The organism is Desulfarculaceae bacterium (assembly GCA_020444545.1).
Taxonomy (GTDB): domain Bacteria; phylum Desulfobacterota; class Desulfarculia; order Desulfarculales; family Desulfarculaceae; genus Desulfoferula.
The window spans coordinates 136,909-151,905 of sequence record JAHLKT010000005.1; the positions used below are offsets into that span (position 1 = coordinate 136,909).

10 protein-coding genes are annotated in these 14,997 nt (G+C 66.8%); 2 read left to right on the forward strand and 8 right to left on the reverse strand.

Going from position 1 to position 14,997, the window contains the following annotated elements; all coding sequences use genetic code 11:
* Nucleotides 1-8: 8 nt before the first annotated feature.
* The 8 genes from KQH53_15750 to KQH53_15785 form a co-directional block, all read right to left on the reverse strand.
* Complete coding sequence (locus KQH53_15750; GenBank protein MCB2228134.1) at nt 9-4,439, reverse strand: FAD-dependent oxidoreductase; 4,431 nt, start codon at nt 4,437-4,439, stop codon at nt 9-11.
* Nucleotides 4,436-5,326 (reverse strand): CoB--CoM heterodisulfide reductase iron-sulfur subunit B family protein, encoded by an 891-nt coding sequence (locus tag KQH53_15755; GenBank protein MCB2228135.1) that lies wholly within the window; start codon nt 5,324-5,326, stop codon nt 4,436-4,438. The genes KQH53_15750 and KQH53_15755 overlap by 4 nt, the downstream gene beginning before the upstream one ends.
* Nucleotides 5,313-5,939: a 4Fe-4S dicluster domain-containing protein gene (locus KQH53_15760; protein MCB2228136.1), complete on the reverse strand. Its 627-nt coding sequence runs from the start codon at nt 5,937-5,939 to the stop codon at nt 5,313-5,315. Before KQH53_15760 ends, KQH53_15755 begins: the two co-directional genes overlap by 14 nt.
* 18 nt (nt 5,940-5,957) lie before the next feature.
* A complete protein-coding gene (locus KQH53_15765) occupies nt 5,958-6,350 on the reverse strand; it encodes a response regulator (protein ID MCB2228137.1) in 393 nt (130 codons plus the stop codon).
* A 14-nt stretch (nt 6,351-6,364) separates the two neighbouring features.
* Nucleotides 6,365-6,841: a universal stress protein gene (locus KQH53_15770; protein ID MCB2228138.1), complete on the reverse strand. Its 477-nt coding sequence runs from the start codon at nt 6,839-6,841 to the stop codon at nt 6,365-6,367.
* A gap of 52 nt (nt 6,842-6,893) precedes the next feature.
* Nucleotides 6,894-8,054: a hybrid sensor histidine kinase/response regulator gene (locus KQH53_15775; GenBank protein ID MCB2228139.1), complete on the reverse strand. Its 1,161-nt coding sequence runs from the start codon at nt 8,052-8,054 to the stop codon at nt 6,894-6,896.
* Nucleotides 8,051-10,339, reverse strand: coding sequence for a PAS domain S-box protein (locus tag KQH53_15780; GenBank protein MCB2228140.1), 2,289 nt, complete (start codon nt 10,337-10,339; stop codon nt 8,051-8,053). Before KQH53_15780 ends, KQH53_15775 begins: the two co-directional genes overlap by 4 nt.
* 257 nt (nt 10,340-10,596) lie before the next feature.
* Nucleotides 10,597-11,937, reverse strand: coding sequence for a sigma 54-interacting transcriptional regulator (locus KQH53_15785; GenBank protein ID MCB2228141.1), 1,341 nt, complete (start codon nt 11,935-11,937; stop codon nt 10,597-10,599).
* Nucleotides 11,938-12,482: 545 nt separating this feature from the next.
* Between KQH53_15785 and KQH53_15790 the strand changes: the two genes are divergently transcribed.
* Both KQH53_15790 and KQH53_15795 read left to right on the forward strand, forming a co-directional pair.
* Nucleotides 12,483-14,213 (forward strand): sigma 54-interacting transcriptional regulator, encoded by a 1,731-nt coding sequence (locus KQH53_15790; GenBank protein MCB2228142.1) that lies wholly within the window; start codon nt 12,483-12,485, stop codon nt 14,211-14,213.
* A gap of 324 nt (nt 14,214-14,537) precedes the next feature.
* On the forward strand, nt 14,538-14,993 hold the full coding sequence (locus KQH53_15795; protein MCB2228143.1) for an NAD(P)H-dependent oxidoreductase subunit E: 456 nt from the start codon (nt 14,538-14,540) through the stop codon (nt 14,991-14,993).
* Nucleotides 14,994-14,997 lie beyond the last annotated feature (4 nt).

Sequence of the window (14,997 nt, forward strand, 5' to 3'; positions counted from 1 at the left end):
CCTCGCCTTTACAAGGCCATCTCCTTGGCCAGGATTTGATCGTCCGTGTGGTGCTGCACCTGGATCAGCTTGCGGGGGCAGGCGCTGGCGCAGTTGCCGCAGCCCTGGCAGGCGGCGGGGTCGATGTAGGCCACGCCCTCGTCGTTGATCCGGGGCACTCCGTAGGGGCAGGTTCGCACGCAGGTGAGGCAGGCCACGCAGCGCTCGGCGTCCACCACCGCCACCTCGCCGCCCACCATCATCTCCGCTTGGCTGAGGATCACCGCCGCGCGGGCGGCGGCCGCCTTGGCCTGGCTGATCACCTCCTCCAGGAACTTGGGGCCGTGGGCCGCGCCGGCCATGAAGAATCCCGCGCCGGTGAAGTCCACGGGCCGCAGCTTGAGGTGCGCCTCCATGAAGAAGCCGTCCGCGTCCAGGGGCAGCTTGAGGCGGCTGGCGAAGGCATGGGCGTCCTCGTTGGGCCGCACCGCCGCGCTCAGCACCAGGCGGTCGGCCTTGAGCACGATCCACTCGTGCAGGATCTGGTCGTAGACCATCACCTCCAGGGCCTCTTCGCCGGGGCTCACCTGGGGCGGGGCCTCGGGGTCGAAGCGGATGAAGTTCACCCCCAGATCGCGGGCCTTCTGGTAGTAGAGCTCCTTGAGGCTGAAGGTGCGGATGTCGCGGAAGAGGATGCTCACCGAGGCCTCGGGCTTGGCCTCCTTTATGGCGATGGCGTTGGCCACCGCCGAGGTGCAGCAGATGCGCGAGCAGTAGGAGTGCTCCGGCTCGCGGGAGCCCACGCACTGGATCATAACCACCCGCTCCACCCCCTCCAGCACGGCGGGGTCGTGGTGCAGCTCCTCGTGCAGGCTTAGCTGGGTGGTAACCCGCGGGTCCTGGCCGCCCAGGTACTCGCTGGGTTCGTACTCCGCCGCGCCGGTGGCCACCACCGTGGCCCCGTGGCGTATCTCCCGGCTCTTGCCCGCGCCCTGTAGCTGGCTCACGAAGTTGCCCACCAGGCCCCGGGTCTCCTTGACCTCGCTCTCCAGGTGCACCCGGATCAGGCCGTGGTGGGTCACCCGGTCCACGAGATCATCCAGCCAGGGCCGCACCTCGAAGCCCTCCACCGTGGCGTGCAGCCGCCGGGCCAGGCCGCCCAGCCGGTCGCTTCGCTCCACCAGGTGGGTCTCGAAGCCCTGCTCGGCCAGGCTCAGCGCGGCGGTGAGCCCCGCCGGACCCCCGCCGATGACCAAGGCGCTCTGCTCCACCCGCATGGGCAGCTGGTGCAGGGGCGTTAGCACCCCGGCCCGGGCCACGGACATGCGGATCAGGTCCTCGGCCTTGACCGTGGCCGCGCCGTGGTCGCCTTGGTGCACCCAGGAACACTGGTCGCGGATGTTGGCCATCTCGAAGAGGTAGGGGTTCAGGCCGGCGCGCTTCAGGGTGTCCTGGAACAGCTTCTCGTGGGTGCGCGGGCTACACGAGGCCACCACCACCCGGTTGAGCCCTTCCTCCTCGATGACCTTGGCCATTTTCTCCTGGCTGTCGGTGGAGCAGGTGAAGAGGAACTCCTCGGCGTGCACCACCCCGGGCAGCTGGTTGGCGTACTCCACCGCGCCGGGCACGTCCACCACCCCGCCGATGTTGATGCCGCAGTGGCACACGAACACGCCCACCCGCGCCTCCTGGCCGCTCTTTTCGCGTTCGGGCGGGAACTCCAGGGCGCTCACCTCGCTGCCCCGCGCCGGGGCCAAGAGCTCCCCGGCCTGGGCCGCCGCGCCGGAGGCCTGCATCACCGTGTCCGGGATGTCGCGCGGCGCCTGGAACACGCCGCACACGTAGACCCCTTTCCGGCTGGTCTCCAGGGGGTTCAGCCCCGCGCGGGCCGCGAAGCCGAAGCGGTCGGTCTCCACTCCGGCGGCCGTGGCCAGGGCCTTGGCGTCGGGGTGGGGGCTCAGGCCCACCGAGAGGATCACCATGTCGAAGCTCTCGGTGATCAGCTGGTCCTGGGCGTCGAAGTAGCTGATCTCCAGGTCGCCGGTGAGCGGGTCTTCGATGATGCGGCTGGGCAGGGAGCGCAGATAGCGCACCCCGTGCTCGTCGCGGGCCCGCTCGTAGTAGCGGTCGAAGCCCTTGCCCTGGGCCCGGATGTCCATGTAGAAAACCGTGCTCTTGAGGCCGGGCAAATGTTCGGCCGCGATGATGGCCTGCTTGGTGGCGTACATACAGCACACGTAGGAGCAGTAATCGCGGCCCAGGGAGGCGTCGCGGGAGCCCACGCACTGGATCCAGGCCACCCGCTTGGGCTCGGCCCCGTCGCCGGGGCGCTTCACGTGCCCACCAAAGGGGCCGCTGGCGCTGAGCACCCGCTCGAACTCCAGGGCGGTGAGCACGTTGGGGTAGCGGCCATAGCCGTACTCGGCCCGGAGGCGCGCGTCGAATGGCTTGAAGCCCGGGGCTAACAACAGCGCCCCCACCTTGAGCTCCAGCTCGCTGGGCTCCATTTCGTGGTGAATGGCCTGAGCCTGGCACACCTCCAGGCACTGGTAGCACTCCGAGCAGATGCCGCAGGAAAGGCAGCGCGCCGCCTCGGCCTTGGCGTCGGCCTCGCTGTAGGGCCCCACCACCTCGGCGAAGTCGCCACGGCGGTCATTGGGGGCGCGGTGGGGCGGCTTGAGCCGGGGCGAGGGCTTGATGCCCTCAATGCCGGCCTTGGCCTGGGGGCGGCTCTCCTGGCGGCCGACGCTCAAGTCCTCGCCATCCAAGAAGCGCCGGATACTCTCCGCCGCCTCTTTGCCATGGGCAATGGCCTCCACCGCCGTGGCCGGGCCGGTCACCGCGTCGCCGCCCGCGTAGACCCAGGGCAGGGAGCATTGCAGGCTCACCGGGTCCGCCTCCAGGCGGGCCCAGCGGCTGGCCGCGATCTGGTCCGCGGGGTCCAGGAACCCCAGGTCAGGCTGCTGGCCAATGGCGCTGATGGCCCCGTCCGCCTCGATGACGTGGTTGGAGCCCTCCATTGGCATTGGCCTGCGGCGGCCCGAGGCGTCGGCCTCACCCAGCTCCATGGCGATGACCTCCACCCCGGCCAGGCGGCCGCGCTTCTCGGTGAAACGCACCGGCGCGGCCAGATAGACGATCTCCACCCCCTCGGCCAGGGCGTCCTCGATTTCCTCGGCATAGGCGGGCATCTGCTCGCGGGTGCGGCGGTAGAGGATGGTCACTTCCTGGCTGCCCAGGCGGAGCGCGGTGCGGGCTGCGTCGATGGCCACGTTGCCCCCGCCGATCACCACCACCTTGTCGCCGGGCTTCTCGGCCCGGCCCAGGGCAGCCTCGCGCAGGAAATCCACCCCGCTTTGCACCCCGGCCAGATCCTCGCCCTCCACCCCCAGGCGCAGGCCTTTGTGCGCGCCCACGCCCATGAACAGAGCGGCATAGCCCTGCTCCTTGAGCTGGGCCAGGGTCACCTCGCGCCCCAGGGCGGTGTTCAGGCGAATTTCCACGCCCAGCTTTTGGATGTAGGCGATCTCGTAGTCCAGCACCTCGGGGGGCAGGCGGTAGTCCGGGATGCCCACCCGGAGCATGCCTCCGGCCACGGGCAGGGCCTCGAAGATGGTGACTCCGAAGCCGTTGAGGGCCAGGTAGTAGGCCGCGCTGAGCCCGGCCGGGCCCGCGCCCACGATGGCGATCTTCTCCCCGCGCGGCTCTTTGCACTGGGGCAGGTCCATCTCGCCCTGGGCCACCTCCCAGTCGGTGACAAAGCGCTTCAGGTCGCGGATGGCGATGGCCTCGTCCACCTCGGCCCGGGCGCAGGCCAGGGCGCAGGGCTGGGGGCACACCCGGCCGCAGACCGCGGGCAGGGGGTTGTCCTTGCGGATCAGGGCCAGGGCCTCGCGATAGCGCCCCTGGGCGATGAGGGCCACGTAGCCCTGCACGCTGATGCGGGCCGGGCAGGCGTTCTTGCAGGGGCTCGCCCCCAGCTTGTCCACCGCGAAGGCGCTGGGTATGGCCTGGGGGAAGTGGCGGTAGATGGCCTTGCGCGGGTTGAGGCCCTGGTTGAAGTCGGCCGGGGTCTCCACCGGGCAGACCTTGATGCACTCCCCGCAGCCGGTGCAGGCGTCCTCATCGATGAAGCGGGGCTCTTTCCTTACGCGCACCGTGAAGTCGCCGGCCTGGCCGGAGACCTCCTCCACCGTGGCTCGGCTGATGATCTTGATGTTGGGGTTGGCCGCCACCTCGATGAGCTTGGGCGAGATCATGCAGGTGGAGCAGTCGTTGGTGGGGAAGGTCTTGTCCAGGCGGGCCATGATGCCGCCGATGCTGATGTCCTTTTCCACCAGATAGACCAAATAGCCCGCGTCGGCCAAGTCCAGGGCCGACTGCATGCCCGCGATCCCCGCCCCGGCCACCAGCACCGCGCCCGAAGGCTTGCCTTGCAGAGGGATGACTTCAGCGCTCATAGCCGCTCCCATACCTGGCGGGGAAGCCCGGCCCGCTCCAGCAGGCCCTTGGGGCTCACCAGGTGCCGCCCCAGCCAGCGGGGCGCTTGCCCTAGGCCCAGGGCCAGGCCCATGACTTCGGTGAAGTAGAGGACGGGCAGGTAAACCGGACGCCCCATCTCTTGGGCGATCTCCTCTTGATACATGTCCAGGTTGGCCTGGCACATCTGGCAGCCGGTGACGATGCAGTTGGCCCCTTGCTCCAGGGCCCGCCCGTAGAGCTTGGCCACTAGGGTGTGCACCAGGTCCGGCCGGGCGATGGAGTGGGAGGCCCCGCAGCAGTCGGTCTTGAAGGGCCAGTCCAGGACCTGAACGCCCAAAGCCTCCAGCATGTTGTCCAGGCCCATGGGGTTCTCGTAGTCCACCTGGCCGGTAACCCGGGGCGGGCGCTGACCCTGGCAGCCGTAGTAGCACACCGCCTTTAGCCCGCTCAGGTCCTCGCGGGCGGCCTCTTGGGCGCGGGCGATCATCTCCGGCTTGGTGAGGTACTCGTTGAGCTCCAACACCTGAACCAGGCCGTAGTCGTCGCCCAGGGCGCGTATCTCGTCGATTATCAGGGTGTCGTCTTCGATCAGTTCGCAGCGGGCGCTGGCCAAGCGGTTGTAGCAGAGGGCGCAGGGGACAACCAGGGGGGAGGGTGCGTCGATGGCTTGGGCCAGGTTGCGCGCCGCCAGGTTCAGGGCCGCCCGGTGGTCCAGGCTGTGGGCCGCGCTGGCCCCGCAGCAGTTCCAGTCGGGCAGCTCCTTCAGCTCGATGCCCAGGGCCTGGGTCACGCCTTCGATGCTCTCGGCGTAGTCCCGGGCCGTGGCTTCCAGCGAGCAGCCGGGATAGTAGCTAACCTGAGTCATGACCTCCTCCTCCCCGGGGCGGGGCAAACAACGCCTTCAGCCAGCGGCGCTCCTTGGTGCGCGCGGGCAAAAGCTTCATGCGGCCTTTTTTGAGCATGGTCAGGCCCAGGCGGGCGCTCTTGACGGCCTCGGGGCCAAAGGCCCCGCCGGTTCTCAGCATGTAGCCGGCCATGAGCTCGCCTTCGAAGACCCGGCCCCGCTTGGCCACGCCCTTGAGGAACAGCTCGTGGAAAAGGCGGGTGTTCTTTTCGCCCACCTCGGCCCCGCGCCCGTGCAGGCGCTCCTTGAGCCAGTCCATGAGCCGGGGCAGGTCAACCTGGTTGGGGCAGCGGGTGAGGCAGGTCTGGCAGGAGGCGCATACCCACACCGTGGCCGAGGACTCCAGGCGCTCCATCTGGCCGAACTGGAGCAGGCGCACCACCTGATAGGGGTGCAGGTCCATGGCAAAAGTGAGCGGGCAGCCGTTGGAGCACTTCTTACAGCCGTAGCAGGCCCCGGCCTTCACCCCGCTGGCGGTCTCGACTTCGGCCAGCCAGCGGCCGTCGGGCGATATGGCCTCGCCGGGCGAGGGGGGGGCGGGGGCGGCTTGAGTAATTGGCTGGGTCTGGGACATGGCCTCCTCCCCTCGCGTCTATCCGACGATGCGCTTGACCTCGCCCAGAAGCTCCTCGGGCTCGGGGGGCTTTTCTATGTAGCCGTCGGGCTCGGGCACGCTCTGGTTCTTGAACTGGTCCAAGACCTTCTGCGAGTGCAGGAAGGTCTTTCTGGCCAGGCCGCTGATAATCAGCACCGGAGTGGCGGCGAAAGCCGGGTCGGTCTTGATGTCCCTATACATCTTGATGCCGCTCTCCTTGGGCATCATCACGTCCAGGGTCACCAGATCGGGCTTGATCTCGTTGAACTTGGCCCAGCCCTGCTCGCCGTTTTCGGCCACCACCACCTTGTAGCCGTTGCTGTCCAGCAGGGTGGAAATGAAGGTGCGAACGTCCATCTCGTCGTCCACCACCAAAACTCGCTTAGCCATGATCCGTCTCCCCTTTAAGACTGGAGGGTGTACAGGCGCTCGGGATTGCGTATGGCCATCACGTGGCAGGGGCAGCGCTTGGCCACCTGTTCCACCGTGCTGCCGTAGTGGGTGTCCTCCTCGGCCGAGGCGCCCACCGTGCCCATCACCACCAGGTCGATGTCCTTGTCGCGCACATAGCGCAGGATCTCCACGAACGGCGTGCCCGCCCGGACCACCCAATCCACGTCCAGGCCCTCCAGGCGCTTGCCGTAGCGCTCCTTGAGCTTCTCGGTCAGCTCGGCCAGCAGCTCCGGCGAGGCGTAGGTCACGTCGCCGGGTTCGGCCCCCTCGCTGGTCTCGGTGGGCATGTAGCGCAGGGTGGAGTGGGGGCAGTGCAGCACGTGCAGCTTGGCCCCGTGGCGCTTGGCCAGGTCCACCGCGTGGTGCAGGGCTATCTCCGCGTCCTCGGAGAAATCCGTGCAATAGAGGATGTTCTTGTAAGTAATCATCGGCTCGCCTCCCATTTGTGCCGGCCGGCCGCTCGCGGCCGCCGGTTTGGCATCAGTGTTCGTCCTCGGGCTTGGGAACCGGGGGCAGGATCAGCTTGAACACCGCCCCCTCGCCGGGTTGGCTGGAAAACTCCACCCGCCCGCCGTGCTCCTCGGCGGTCTTTTTGGCCACCATCAGGCCCAGGCCGGTGCCCGCCGCGCCCTTGGTGCTATAGAAGCCCTGAAATATGCGCTCGGCCGCCTCGGGGTCCAGGCCCGGCCCGTTGTCCTGCACTTGCAGGCAAGTGCCGTCCACGCCCTCGCGGCAGCTCAGGGTCACCCGTCCCCGGGTCACGGTGGCCGCCGCGTCGATGGCGTTGGAGAGTAGGTTCAGGTAGGCGTCCAGGAGCATCTCGCCGTCAGCCATGGTTTGGGGCCCGCCGTGCTCGGGGGTCACCAGCACCAGCTCCACCCCGCGCTTGTCGGCTTCGGACTTCAGACAGGCGGCGGCCTCGGCCACCAGGGCCCCCAGGTCCACCGGCTCCGCCTCCGGGCTGCGCGGCTTGGCGATGTTGAGCAGGTCCTTTACCAAATCCTGCACCCGGCCGATGTTGCGGTTCAGCATCTCCAGGCCCTCGTCGCACAGGTTGCGCCGCTGTTGCCCCAGGCCCTGGGAGACCAGATAGGCCCCGCCCTTGAGCCCGGCCAGCATGTTCTTGATGGAGTGCACCAGGGCGCTCACCGTCTGGCCCACCGCGGCCAGGCGCTCGTTGGCCACCACCTGGGCCGTGGCCTCGGCCACCCGGCGCTCCAGCTCCTGGGTGTGGGAGCGTAGCTCGGCCTTGAGGGCCAGGCGCTGGCTGGCCCGCTCCAGGGCCACCTCCAGGGCCTGGTCGTTGATGGGCTTGGTGATGAAGTCGCTGGCCTGGAGGCGCAGGGACTTTATGGCCAGGTCCAGGTCGCCGTGCCCGGTGATCACGATCACCTCGGCCTCGGGGCTCATGGCCTTGATGCGCTCCAGCACCTCGATGCCGTCCATGCCCGGCATCTTCAGGTCGGTGAGCACCAGGTCGGGCTTCTCCTGCTCAAAGATGGCCAGGCCCTCGGCCCCGCCGCCCGCGGTGGAGACCTCGTAGCCGTCTGCCTCCAGGGACAGCGACAGCATGCGCCTAATGCCCGGCTCGTCGTCTATGAGCAGCAGGCGGCGGTAGGGGAGGGGAGCGCAACGGTTCATGCCGCTTCCCCCTTCATGGCCGGGAAGCTCAGGCGGAAGGTGGCTCCCACCCCGGCCTCGCTCTTGAGGGTTATGCTGCCCCCGAAGTCGCGTACGATGCCGTAGGAGATGGACAGGCCCAGGCCGGTGCCCTTGCCCACCTCCTTGGTGGTGAAGAAGGGCTGGAAGATGCGGTCCTGGTCGGCCGAGGCGATGCCCGTGCCGTTGTCGCTGACGGTGACCACCGCCTTGCCGTCCTCCACGAAGCTCTTGATCTCGATGAGCCCGCCCGGCCCGCCCTTTTGCTCCCGGCGCTCCTGGATGGCGTCGCGGGCGTTCATCACCAGGTTGATGAACACCTGCTCCATGCGGTTCACGTCGCCCAGCACCAGGGGCAGCTCCGGGTCCAGCTCGGTGCGCACCTTGATGTCGTGCACCGCCAGCTGCTGGCCCAATAGGCCCAAGACGCCCCGGATGGGCTCGTTGAGGCTTATGCCCTCGGCGCTCACCTCGTGCTTGCGGCCGAACTCCCTCAGGTGGGTGATGATGCGCCGGGCCCGCTCCACCTGCTCGCTAAGCTCCTTGGCCACGCTGAACAGGGTCTTGGGGTCCACCTGGCGGCCGCGCTGCACGCTCTTGAGCAGATAGCTGCTGCCCGTGCCGATCACGGTCAGCGGCTGGTTGAGCTCGTGGGCCACCCCGGCGCTCATCTCGCCCAGGGTGGCCATCTTGGCCGCCTGGATAAGCTGCTGCTCGGTTTGCAGGCGCTCGGTTATGTCGCTGGTGGTGGCGATCACCGCCGAGCGTCCCAGGTGTTCGCCGTAGGAGGCCCTGAGGTTCACGTAGAAGTTTTCGCCGTCGCCGCGCTGCTGGCGCACGTTGGGCAAGAAGGCCTCGCGCCCGGCGATGAACTCCACCACCCGCTGCCGGTCGCCCTGGTGGGTCAGGCAGAGGAAGGTGGTGCTCAGCAGCTCTTCCAGGGCCATGCGGTAATCGGCCACGGCCCGGTCGTTGGCGTCCATGATCTCCAGGGTGTCGGCGTCGAAGACGAAGATGGGGTTGGGGTCGTTGTTGAAGAACAGGCGGTACTTTTCTTCCGAGCGCTTGAGCTCCTCTTCCAGGCGCAATACATCGGTGATGTCGGTGGCCATCTCCATCACCGCCACCATATCGCCCTTCTTGTCGGTGATGGGGCTGGTGAGGTTCAGGAAGTAGCGCGTCTTGCCGTCCGCGCCCACCACCCGCTCCTGGGCGCTATGCACCTGGCCGTCGCCAAAGGTCTTGGCCACCGCGCAGTTGGGGCAGCGGTCGTCCCGGTTCTTGTAGGCGCGGTAGCAATAGCGCCCCAGGCTGGGGCCGAAGTCGTCGGCAAAGCGCTTGTTGTGGGCCAACAGCTTGAAATCCGCGTCCTGCACCGTGATGTAGCAGGGCACCTCTTCGAACAGCTGCTGATACTCGCGGCGGCCATGCTCCAGGTCCTCGGTCTTTTCCTTGATGCCCCGGCGCATGAGGTCGAAGGCCGTGGCCAGCTCGCCGATCTCGTCGTCGGTCTGGGGCTTGATCTTCTGTTCGTAGTCCCCGGCGGTGATGCGCCGGGTGGCTCCCAGCAGGGCCGAGAGCGGGCGGTTGACGAAGTAGTAGGTGAACAGGGCCACCACCGCGCAGATGGCCACGCACATGATGGCCGCGTAAATCGCCACACGACGGGCGCTCTGGCCCACCTGGGCGTCCACCGCGCCCAGGGACAGGGCCACGTCCAAGACCCCCAGCACCTTCTGTCCCTTGGGGTGTACGTGGCAGGGGTCGGTGTAGCAGGCCGGGCTGGTGTAGATGGGGTTGATCACCCCCAGCACCCGGTGGCCCCCGTTCTTGGCGCTGGCCTTGAAGATGCGGCTGCGCTCGTCGATGGCCAGGCGCTCCAGGGGCCGGTCCTTGAAGTGGCAGGCGTAGCAGGCCTCGGAGTCCAGGTCCACCAGGCGGCCTATCTCCGAGGCGCGGCTGGAGAACATGATGCGGCCCTTCTTGTTGAACACCCGGATCACCTCGACGCCCTTTTGGCGGCCCATGGCCTCGATGATGTGGTGCAGGCTCTCCCGCTGGTCCTTGAGCATCCCGTAGCTGGTGGCCCGCTTCACCGTGTCGCTGAACCAGTGGCCGGTCTGGCGCATCTTGTCCACCGAGCGCTTCTCTTGCAAATGCACCGCCCAATAAGCCGAGGCCGTGGTAAGGGCCATGAGGCACAGGCCCACCCACAGGGTCAGCTTGAAGACCAGCCGGTTGGTCAGCTTTAGGGGCTTTGGTTGCATGGGCCGTTTCACCTGTTTCAGCGCGCCATTCGATATCCCTAATAGGCACGTTGCGTGCCAAAAAGGCAATTCGAAAAATACTCAATGATTTAATGGTAATAGGCCATTGGGCCTTTATGGGTCAAGTCAATTGTTGCGCCTGAACGCAACACCCGGCGGGGCGCATCACAATGCAACAGCGCCTAACAAACCGATTTTACGAATGGGTTTGCTGTTGCATCGGATGCAACACCAGGGATGCAGGAAAAGCGGCGGGGCTATTGCGGCCGGGTGAGGCCCAGGCGTTTCATGCGCCGCCACAGGGTGGTGCGGTTGATGCCCAGCTCCTCGGCGGCCTTGGTCTGGTTCCATGCGTGGCGGTCCAAGACCCGCACCAGCTCGTCCTTGGCCCGGCGCTGGCCGGTGGGCGGCAGCTGGCTGTCGCATATGGCTTGGAGGTTGGCCGGCAAATGGTTGAGCTTGATGATGTCGCCCCGGCACAACAGGCAGGCGTGTTCCAGGATGTTCTCCATCTCGCGCACGTTGCCCGGGTAGTCGTAGTTGAGCAGGAGGTTCAGGGTCTCGGGCGAGAAGCGGCAGATGTAGGTGCCGTTGGCTATGTTTTTCTTCTGGATGAAGCGGCGGATCAACAGCGGGATGTCTTCGGTGCGTTCCTTGAGGGCGGGCACGCTGATCTTGATCACGTTGAGGCGGTAGTAGAGGTCCTCGCGGAACAGGCCCAGGGCCACCTGGCGCTCCAGGGGCTTGTTGCTGGCCGCCAGGATGCGCACGTCCACCTTGGTGGTGGCGTGGGCCCCCAGGGGAAAGAACTCCTGCTCCTCCAAGACCCTGAGGAGCTTGGCCTGCAAGGACAGGGGCAGCTCGCTGATCTCGTCCAGCAGGATGGTGCCTCCGTCGGCCAGGTCGAAACGCCCCGGCTTGTCGCGCTCGGCCCCGGTGAAGGCTCCCTTGCTGTAGCCGAACATCTCCGACTCCAGCAGGTTCTCGGGCAGGGCGGCGCAGTTCACCTTGATGAAGGGCCGGCCCGCCCGAGTGCTGTTGTGGTGGATGATCTGGGCCAGCAGATCCTTGCCCGTGCCGGTGGGGCCCTCGATGAGCACCGTGATCTTGCTGGGCGCGGCCACTTGCAGGGTGTCGAAGATGCGCCCCACCTCGGGGCTGGCCCCGATGAAGTCCTCCCACTTGCGGTGGCCGTTGACCCGCTTATCGGCCAGGCTGCCCAGGGGCAGGCTCTGGAAGGTCTCCACCGCGCCGATGAGGCGGCCTTCCTCGTCCATCAGCGGCGAGGCGCAGATCTTCACCGGCACCACCGAGCGCCCGCCCTGGCGGATGAACACCGCCTCGGTGCTGGGCTGCTCCTCGCCGGTCTCCATGGCCCGGCGCACCGGGCAGTACTCCTCGCACAGGGTGGACTTGAGCACCTCGGAGCAGGGCGCGCCCAAAACCTTGTCGCGCTCCACCCCGCAGATTCGCTCGGCCGCGTGGTTGAAATAGGTGATGCGCCCCTGCAGGTCCACGGCCAACACGCCCAGGGTCATGGCCTCCAAAACCCGGCGGGGTTCCTGGAGGCTGGCTTTGGGCTGGTCCGGCGGTTTCATGGGATGGAGCCACCTTCAAATGATCGGCCAAGGAAAAGCCGGTAAATCTCTGTGATAACTAGAGCTTAAAATAGATGGCTCCGCGACGGGTGTCAAGAGAATTAAGTTTGCGCAATCAAAGGCTTGCCATGCCTAGTTAAAAAATATATTTTAATCATCGTCCCTTTGGCCGTTGGTGCAACTCGCAACCCCGTGGAGGCCCGTGAGTTCAGATCGCACCTGCAAACGATGTTCCGTGGCCAGAGTGAATGCCCTGGTCAAAGCATATGCCCTAGCCCACCAAGATCCTTCATCCAGTAAGGGCCCGCTGCAACAAATCGTCCAGTTGGCGCGCCGCGAAGGTTATCGCGACGCCCGGGGACTCTTGTACCCCGGGCTCGCGGACAAGGAGCTGAGAGCCATATGCTGGAACGTGTCGTCCTTTTTAAAGGACGAAGAAGTTGAGCAGGCCCTGGGCATCAAACTTTAACTCCGCGCCCCGCGTGGTCCGGCTTGCATCTTGGCCTTGATAATGTAGGCTGACGGGAGACATGCGGGGAGACGGCATGAGTTCGGCGGATAGCAACCTGGCCCTGGCCGCCGGGGAGGCGGTGGTGGCCCTGGACGGCGCCCAGCGCATCATGGGCGGCAACCAGGCCGCCCGCCAGCTGTTGGGCGACGACCTGGAGGCCGGGGCGGTGTTCAGCCTGGCCGGCCTTTTGGAAGGCCCGGACTTGTCCCAGGCCCAGAGCGCCCTGGAGGCGGCCCTGGCCAAGGGGCGCTCCGCCCAGAACCTGCGTGCCTCGGCCCGCGACTCCTCGGGCCAGGAATTCTCCTGCGAATACTCCATCAACCCCTTGTTCGGACCGGGCCGCCAGGTCATTGGCGCGGTGATCAACCTGCGCGACCTGGACTTCGCCCCGCTCAGCGGCGGCCACCTGGACCCGGGCGACAGCCTGCCCAACATGCCCCGCCTGGGCTACCAGTCCCTTTTCGAGAACCTGGCCGAGGGCATCTTCACCATCAACACCCGCTGGCGCATCACCAGCTTCAACCAGCGGGCCGAGGAACTCACCGGCTACCGCCGCGAGGAGGTGCTGGGCCGCCACTGCTGGGACATCTTCCGCTCCGACCTCTGCGGCTCGGGCTGCCCCCTGCGCACCACCCTGGAGACCGGGGTGACCCGCATGGACCAGGACGTGCGCATGTTGGACAAGCGGGGCGGCCGCCTGGGGGTGCTGGTCAACACCAGCGTGGTGCGCGACCGCACCGGCAGCGTGGTGGGCGCGGTGGAGAGCTTTCGGCCTCTGGACGGCCTGGAGCAGCCCGCCGACCAGGAGAGCCATAGCTTCGAGGAGATCGTGGGGTCCAGCGAACCCATGCGGCGGCTCTTCGACATGCTGCCCGACGTGGCCGCCAGCGAGGCCAGCGTGCTCATCAGCGGCGAGAGCGGCACGGGCAAGGAGCTCTTCGCCCGGGCCATCCACGCCCAGTCGCCCCGCAGCAAGGGACCCTTCGTGGCCGTGAACTGCTCGGCCCTGGCCGAGACCCTCCTGGAGAGCGAGCTGTTCGGCCACGAGAAGGCGGCCTTCACCGGCGCGGTGCGCTCCAAGGTGGGGCGCTTCGAGCTGGCCAAGGGCGGCACCCTGTTCTTGGACGAGATCGGTGAGCTCAAGCCCGAGCTCCAGGTCAAGCTGCTGCGCGTGTTGGAGCAGCGGGTCTTCGAGCGGGTGGGGGGCACCCGGCTCATCCCCATGGACGCGCGCATCATCGCGGCCACCAACCGCGACCTGCCCCGGGCCATGGCCGAGGGTGCTTTCCGCGAGGACCTCTTCTACCGCCTGCGCACCGTGCCCCTGACCATTCCCCCCCTGCGCAAGCGGCCCGAGGACATCCCCCTGCTGGTGAGCCACTTCATCAAGGTGATGAACCAGCGTTACAAGAAGCAGGTGCGCTCGGTGGACCCCAAGGTGATGCGCCTGTTCACCAACTACCCCTGGCCGGGCAACGTGCGCGAGCTGGAGCGGGTCATGGAGCACGCCTATGTGTTCGTCAAGGGCCCGGCCATCCTGCCCGCCTATCTGCCCTCCCTGGGCGAGTTCTGGCGCGAGCGCAACGGCGGCCCGGCCGAGGACGAGGCCGTCGAGTCCGGCCCCGAAGGCGCGGAGGACTCCGAGCGCCGGGCCATCCTGGATGCGCTGGCCCAGGCCGGGGGCCGCCGCCAGGCCGCGGCCGATCTGTTGGGCATCAGCCGCACCTCCCTGTGGCGCCGCATGAAGGCCCTGGGCCTGGCCTAGGCAAGCGCCGCCCTTCCTCCAACCCGCCCTTTCCATCGTTGTTTCAAAATGTTTCAAATGTTGCGGCTTGATGTTTCAGCTTGCCTAAGACCCACTGTTTAATGTAAAAATTAGCCTGATTCCCTTCCTGGACATGCCTGGACGGCGTCTTTTGAAACGTGATTCTGTTTCAGGCGGCGTCTCCTCGCCAGGGGGGTGTGGAGTTTCGTCTGTCAATATAGGTGCTTAAGACATCTGGCCCCATAATTGCTCTATAAGGGGCAAATTCTGCCGCGTGAAGTTTATGCGGAATAGCCAAGGAGGAGGAACGTGGCCCAGACAGCCATTGACATCGACATTGATGAAATCATAGAGCGCTATCCCGGCAAACCGGAATACCTCATCTTCCTGATGCAGGACATTCAGGCCGCCTTCAACTATATCTCGCCCGAGGCCCTCACCCTGGTCTGCGACCACACCGGAGTGCCCGAGAGCCAGGCCTATGCCGTGGCCACCTTCTACGGCTCCTTCAGCCTGGAGCCCAAGGGCGAAAACATGGTCCAGGTCTGCCTGGGCACCGCCTGCCACCTCAAGGGCAGCGGGCTCATCGCCGAGAACCTGATGCGCAGCATCGGCCTGGAGGAGCCCGGCACCACCGAGGACCTCAAGTTCACGGTGGAGACGGTCAACTGCCTGGGCGCCTGCGCCCTGGCCCCGGTGGCGGTGGTCAACGGCGACTACCAACCCAAGGTGACCTCGCCCAAGCTGATGAAGAAGGTCAGCAAGCTTGGGTCTGAATAAGTTG

Coding starts and splice junctions, on each gene's coding strand:
- KQH53_15785 (MCB2228141.1), bottom strand. CDS start 11,937: ATGAAACCGCCGGACCAGCCCAAAGCCAGCCTCCAGGAACCCCGCCGG.
- KQH53_15770 (MCB2228138.1), bottom strand. CDS start 6,841: ATGATTACTTACAAGAACATCCTCTATTGCACGGATTTCTCCGAGGAC.
- KQH53_15780 (MCB2228140.1), bottom strand. CDS start 10,339: ATGCAACCAAAGCCCCTAAAGCTGACCAACCGGCTGGTCTTCAAGCTG.
- KQH53_15755 (MCB2228135.1), bottom strand. CDS start 5,326: ATGACTCAGGTTAGCTACTATCCCGGCTGCTCGCTGGAAGCCACGGCC.
- KQH53_15790 (MCB2228142.1), top strand. CDS start 12,483: ATGAGTTCGGCGGATAGCAACCTGGCCCTGGCCGCCGGGGAGGCGGTG.
- KQH53_15760 (MCB2228136.1), bottom strand. CDS start 5,939: ATGTCCCAGACCCAGCCAATTACTCAAGCCGCCCCCGCCCCCCCCTCG.
- KQH53_15765 (MCB2228137.1), bottom strand. CDS start 6,350: ATGGCTAAGCGAGTTTTGGTGGTGGACGACGAGATGGACGTTCGCACC.
- KQH53_15750 (MCB2228134.1), bottom strand. CDS start 4,439: ATGAGCGCTGAAGTCATCCCTCTGCAAGGCAAGCCTTCGGGCGCGGTG.
- KQH53_15775 (MCB2228139.1), bottom strand. CDS start 8,054: ATGAACCGTTGCGCTCCCCTCCCCTACCGCCGCCTGCTGCTCATAGAC.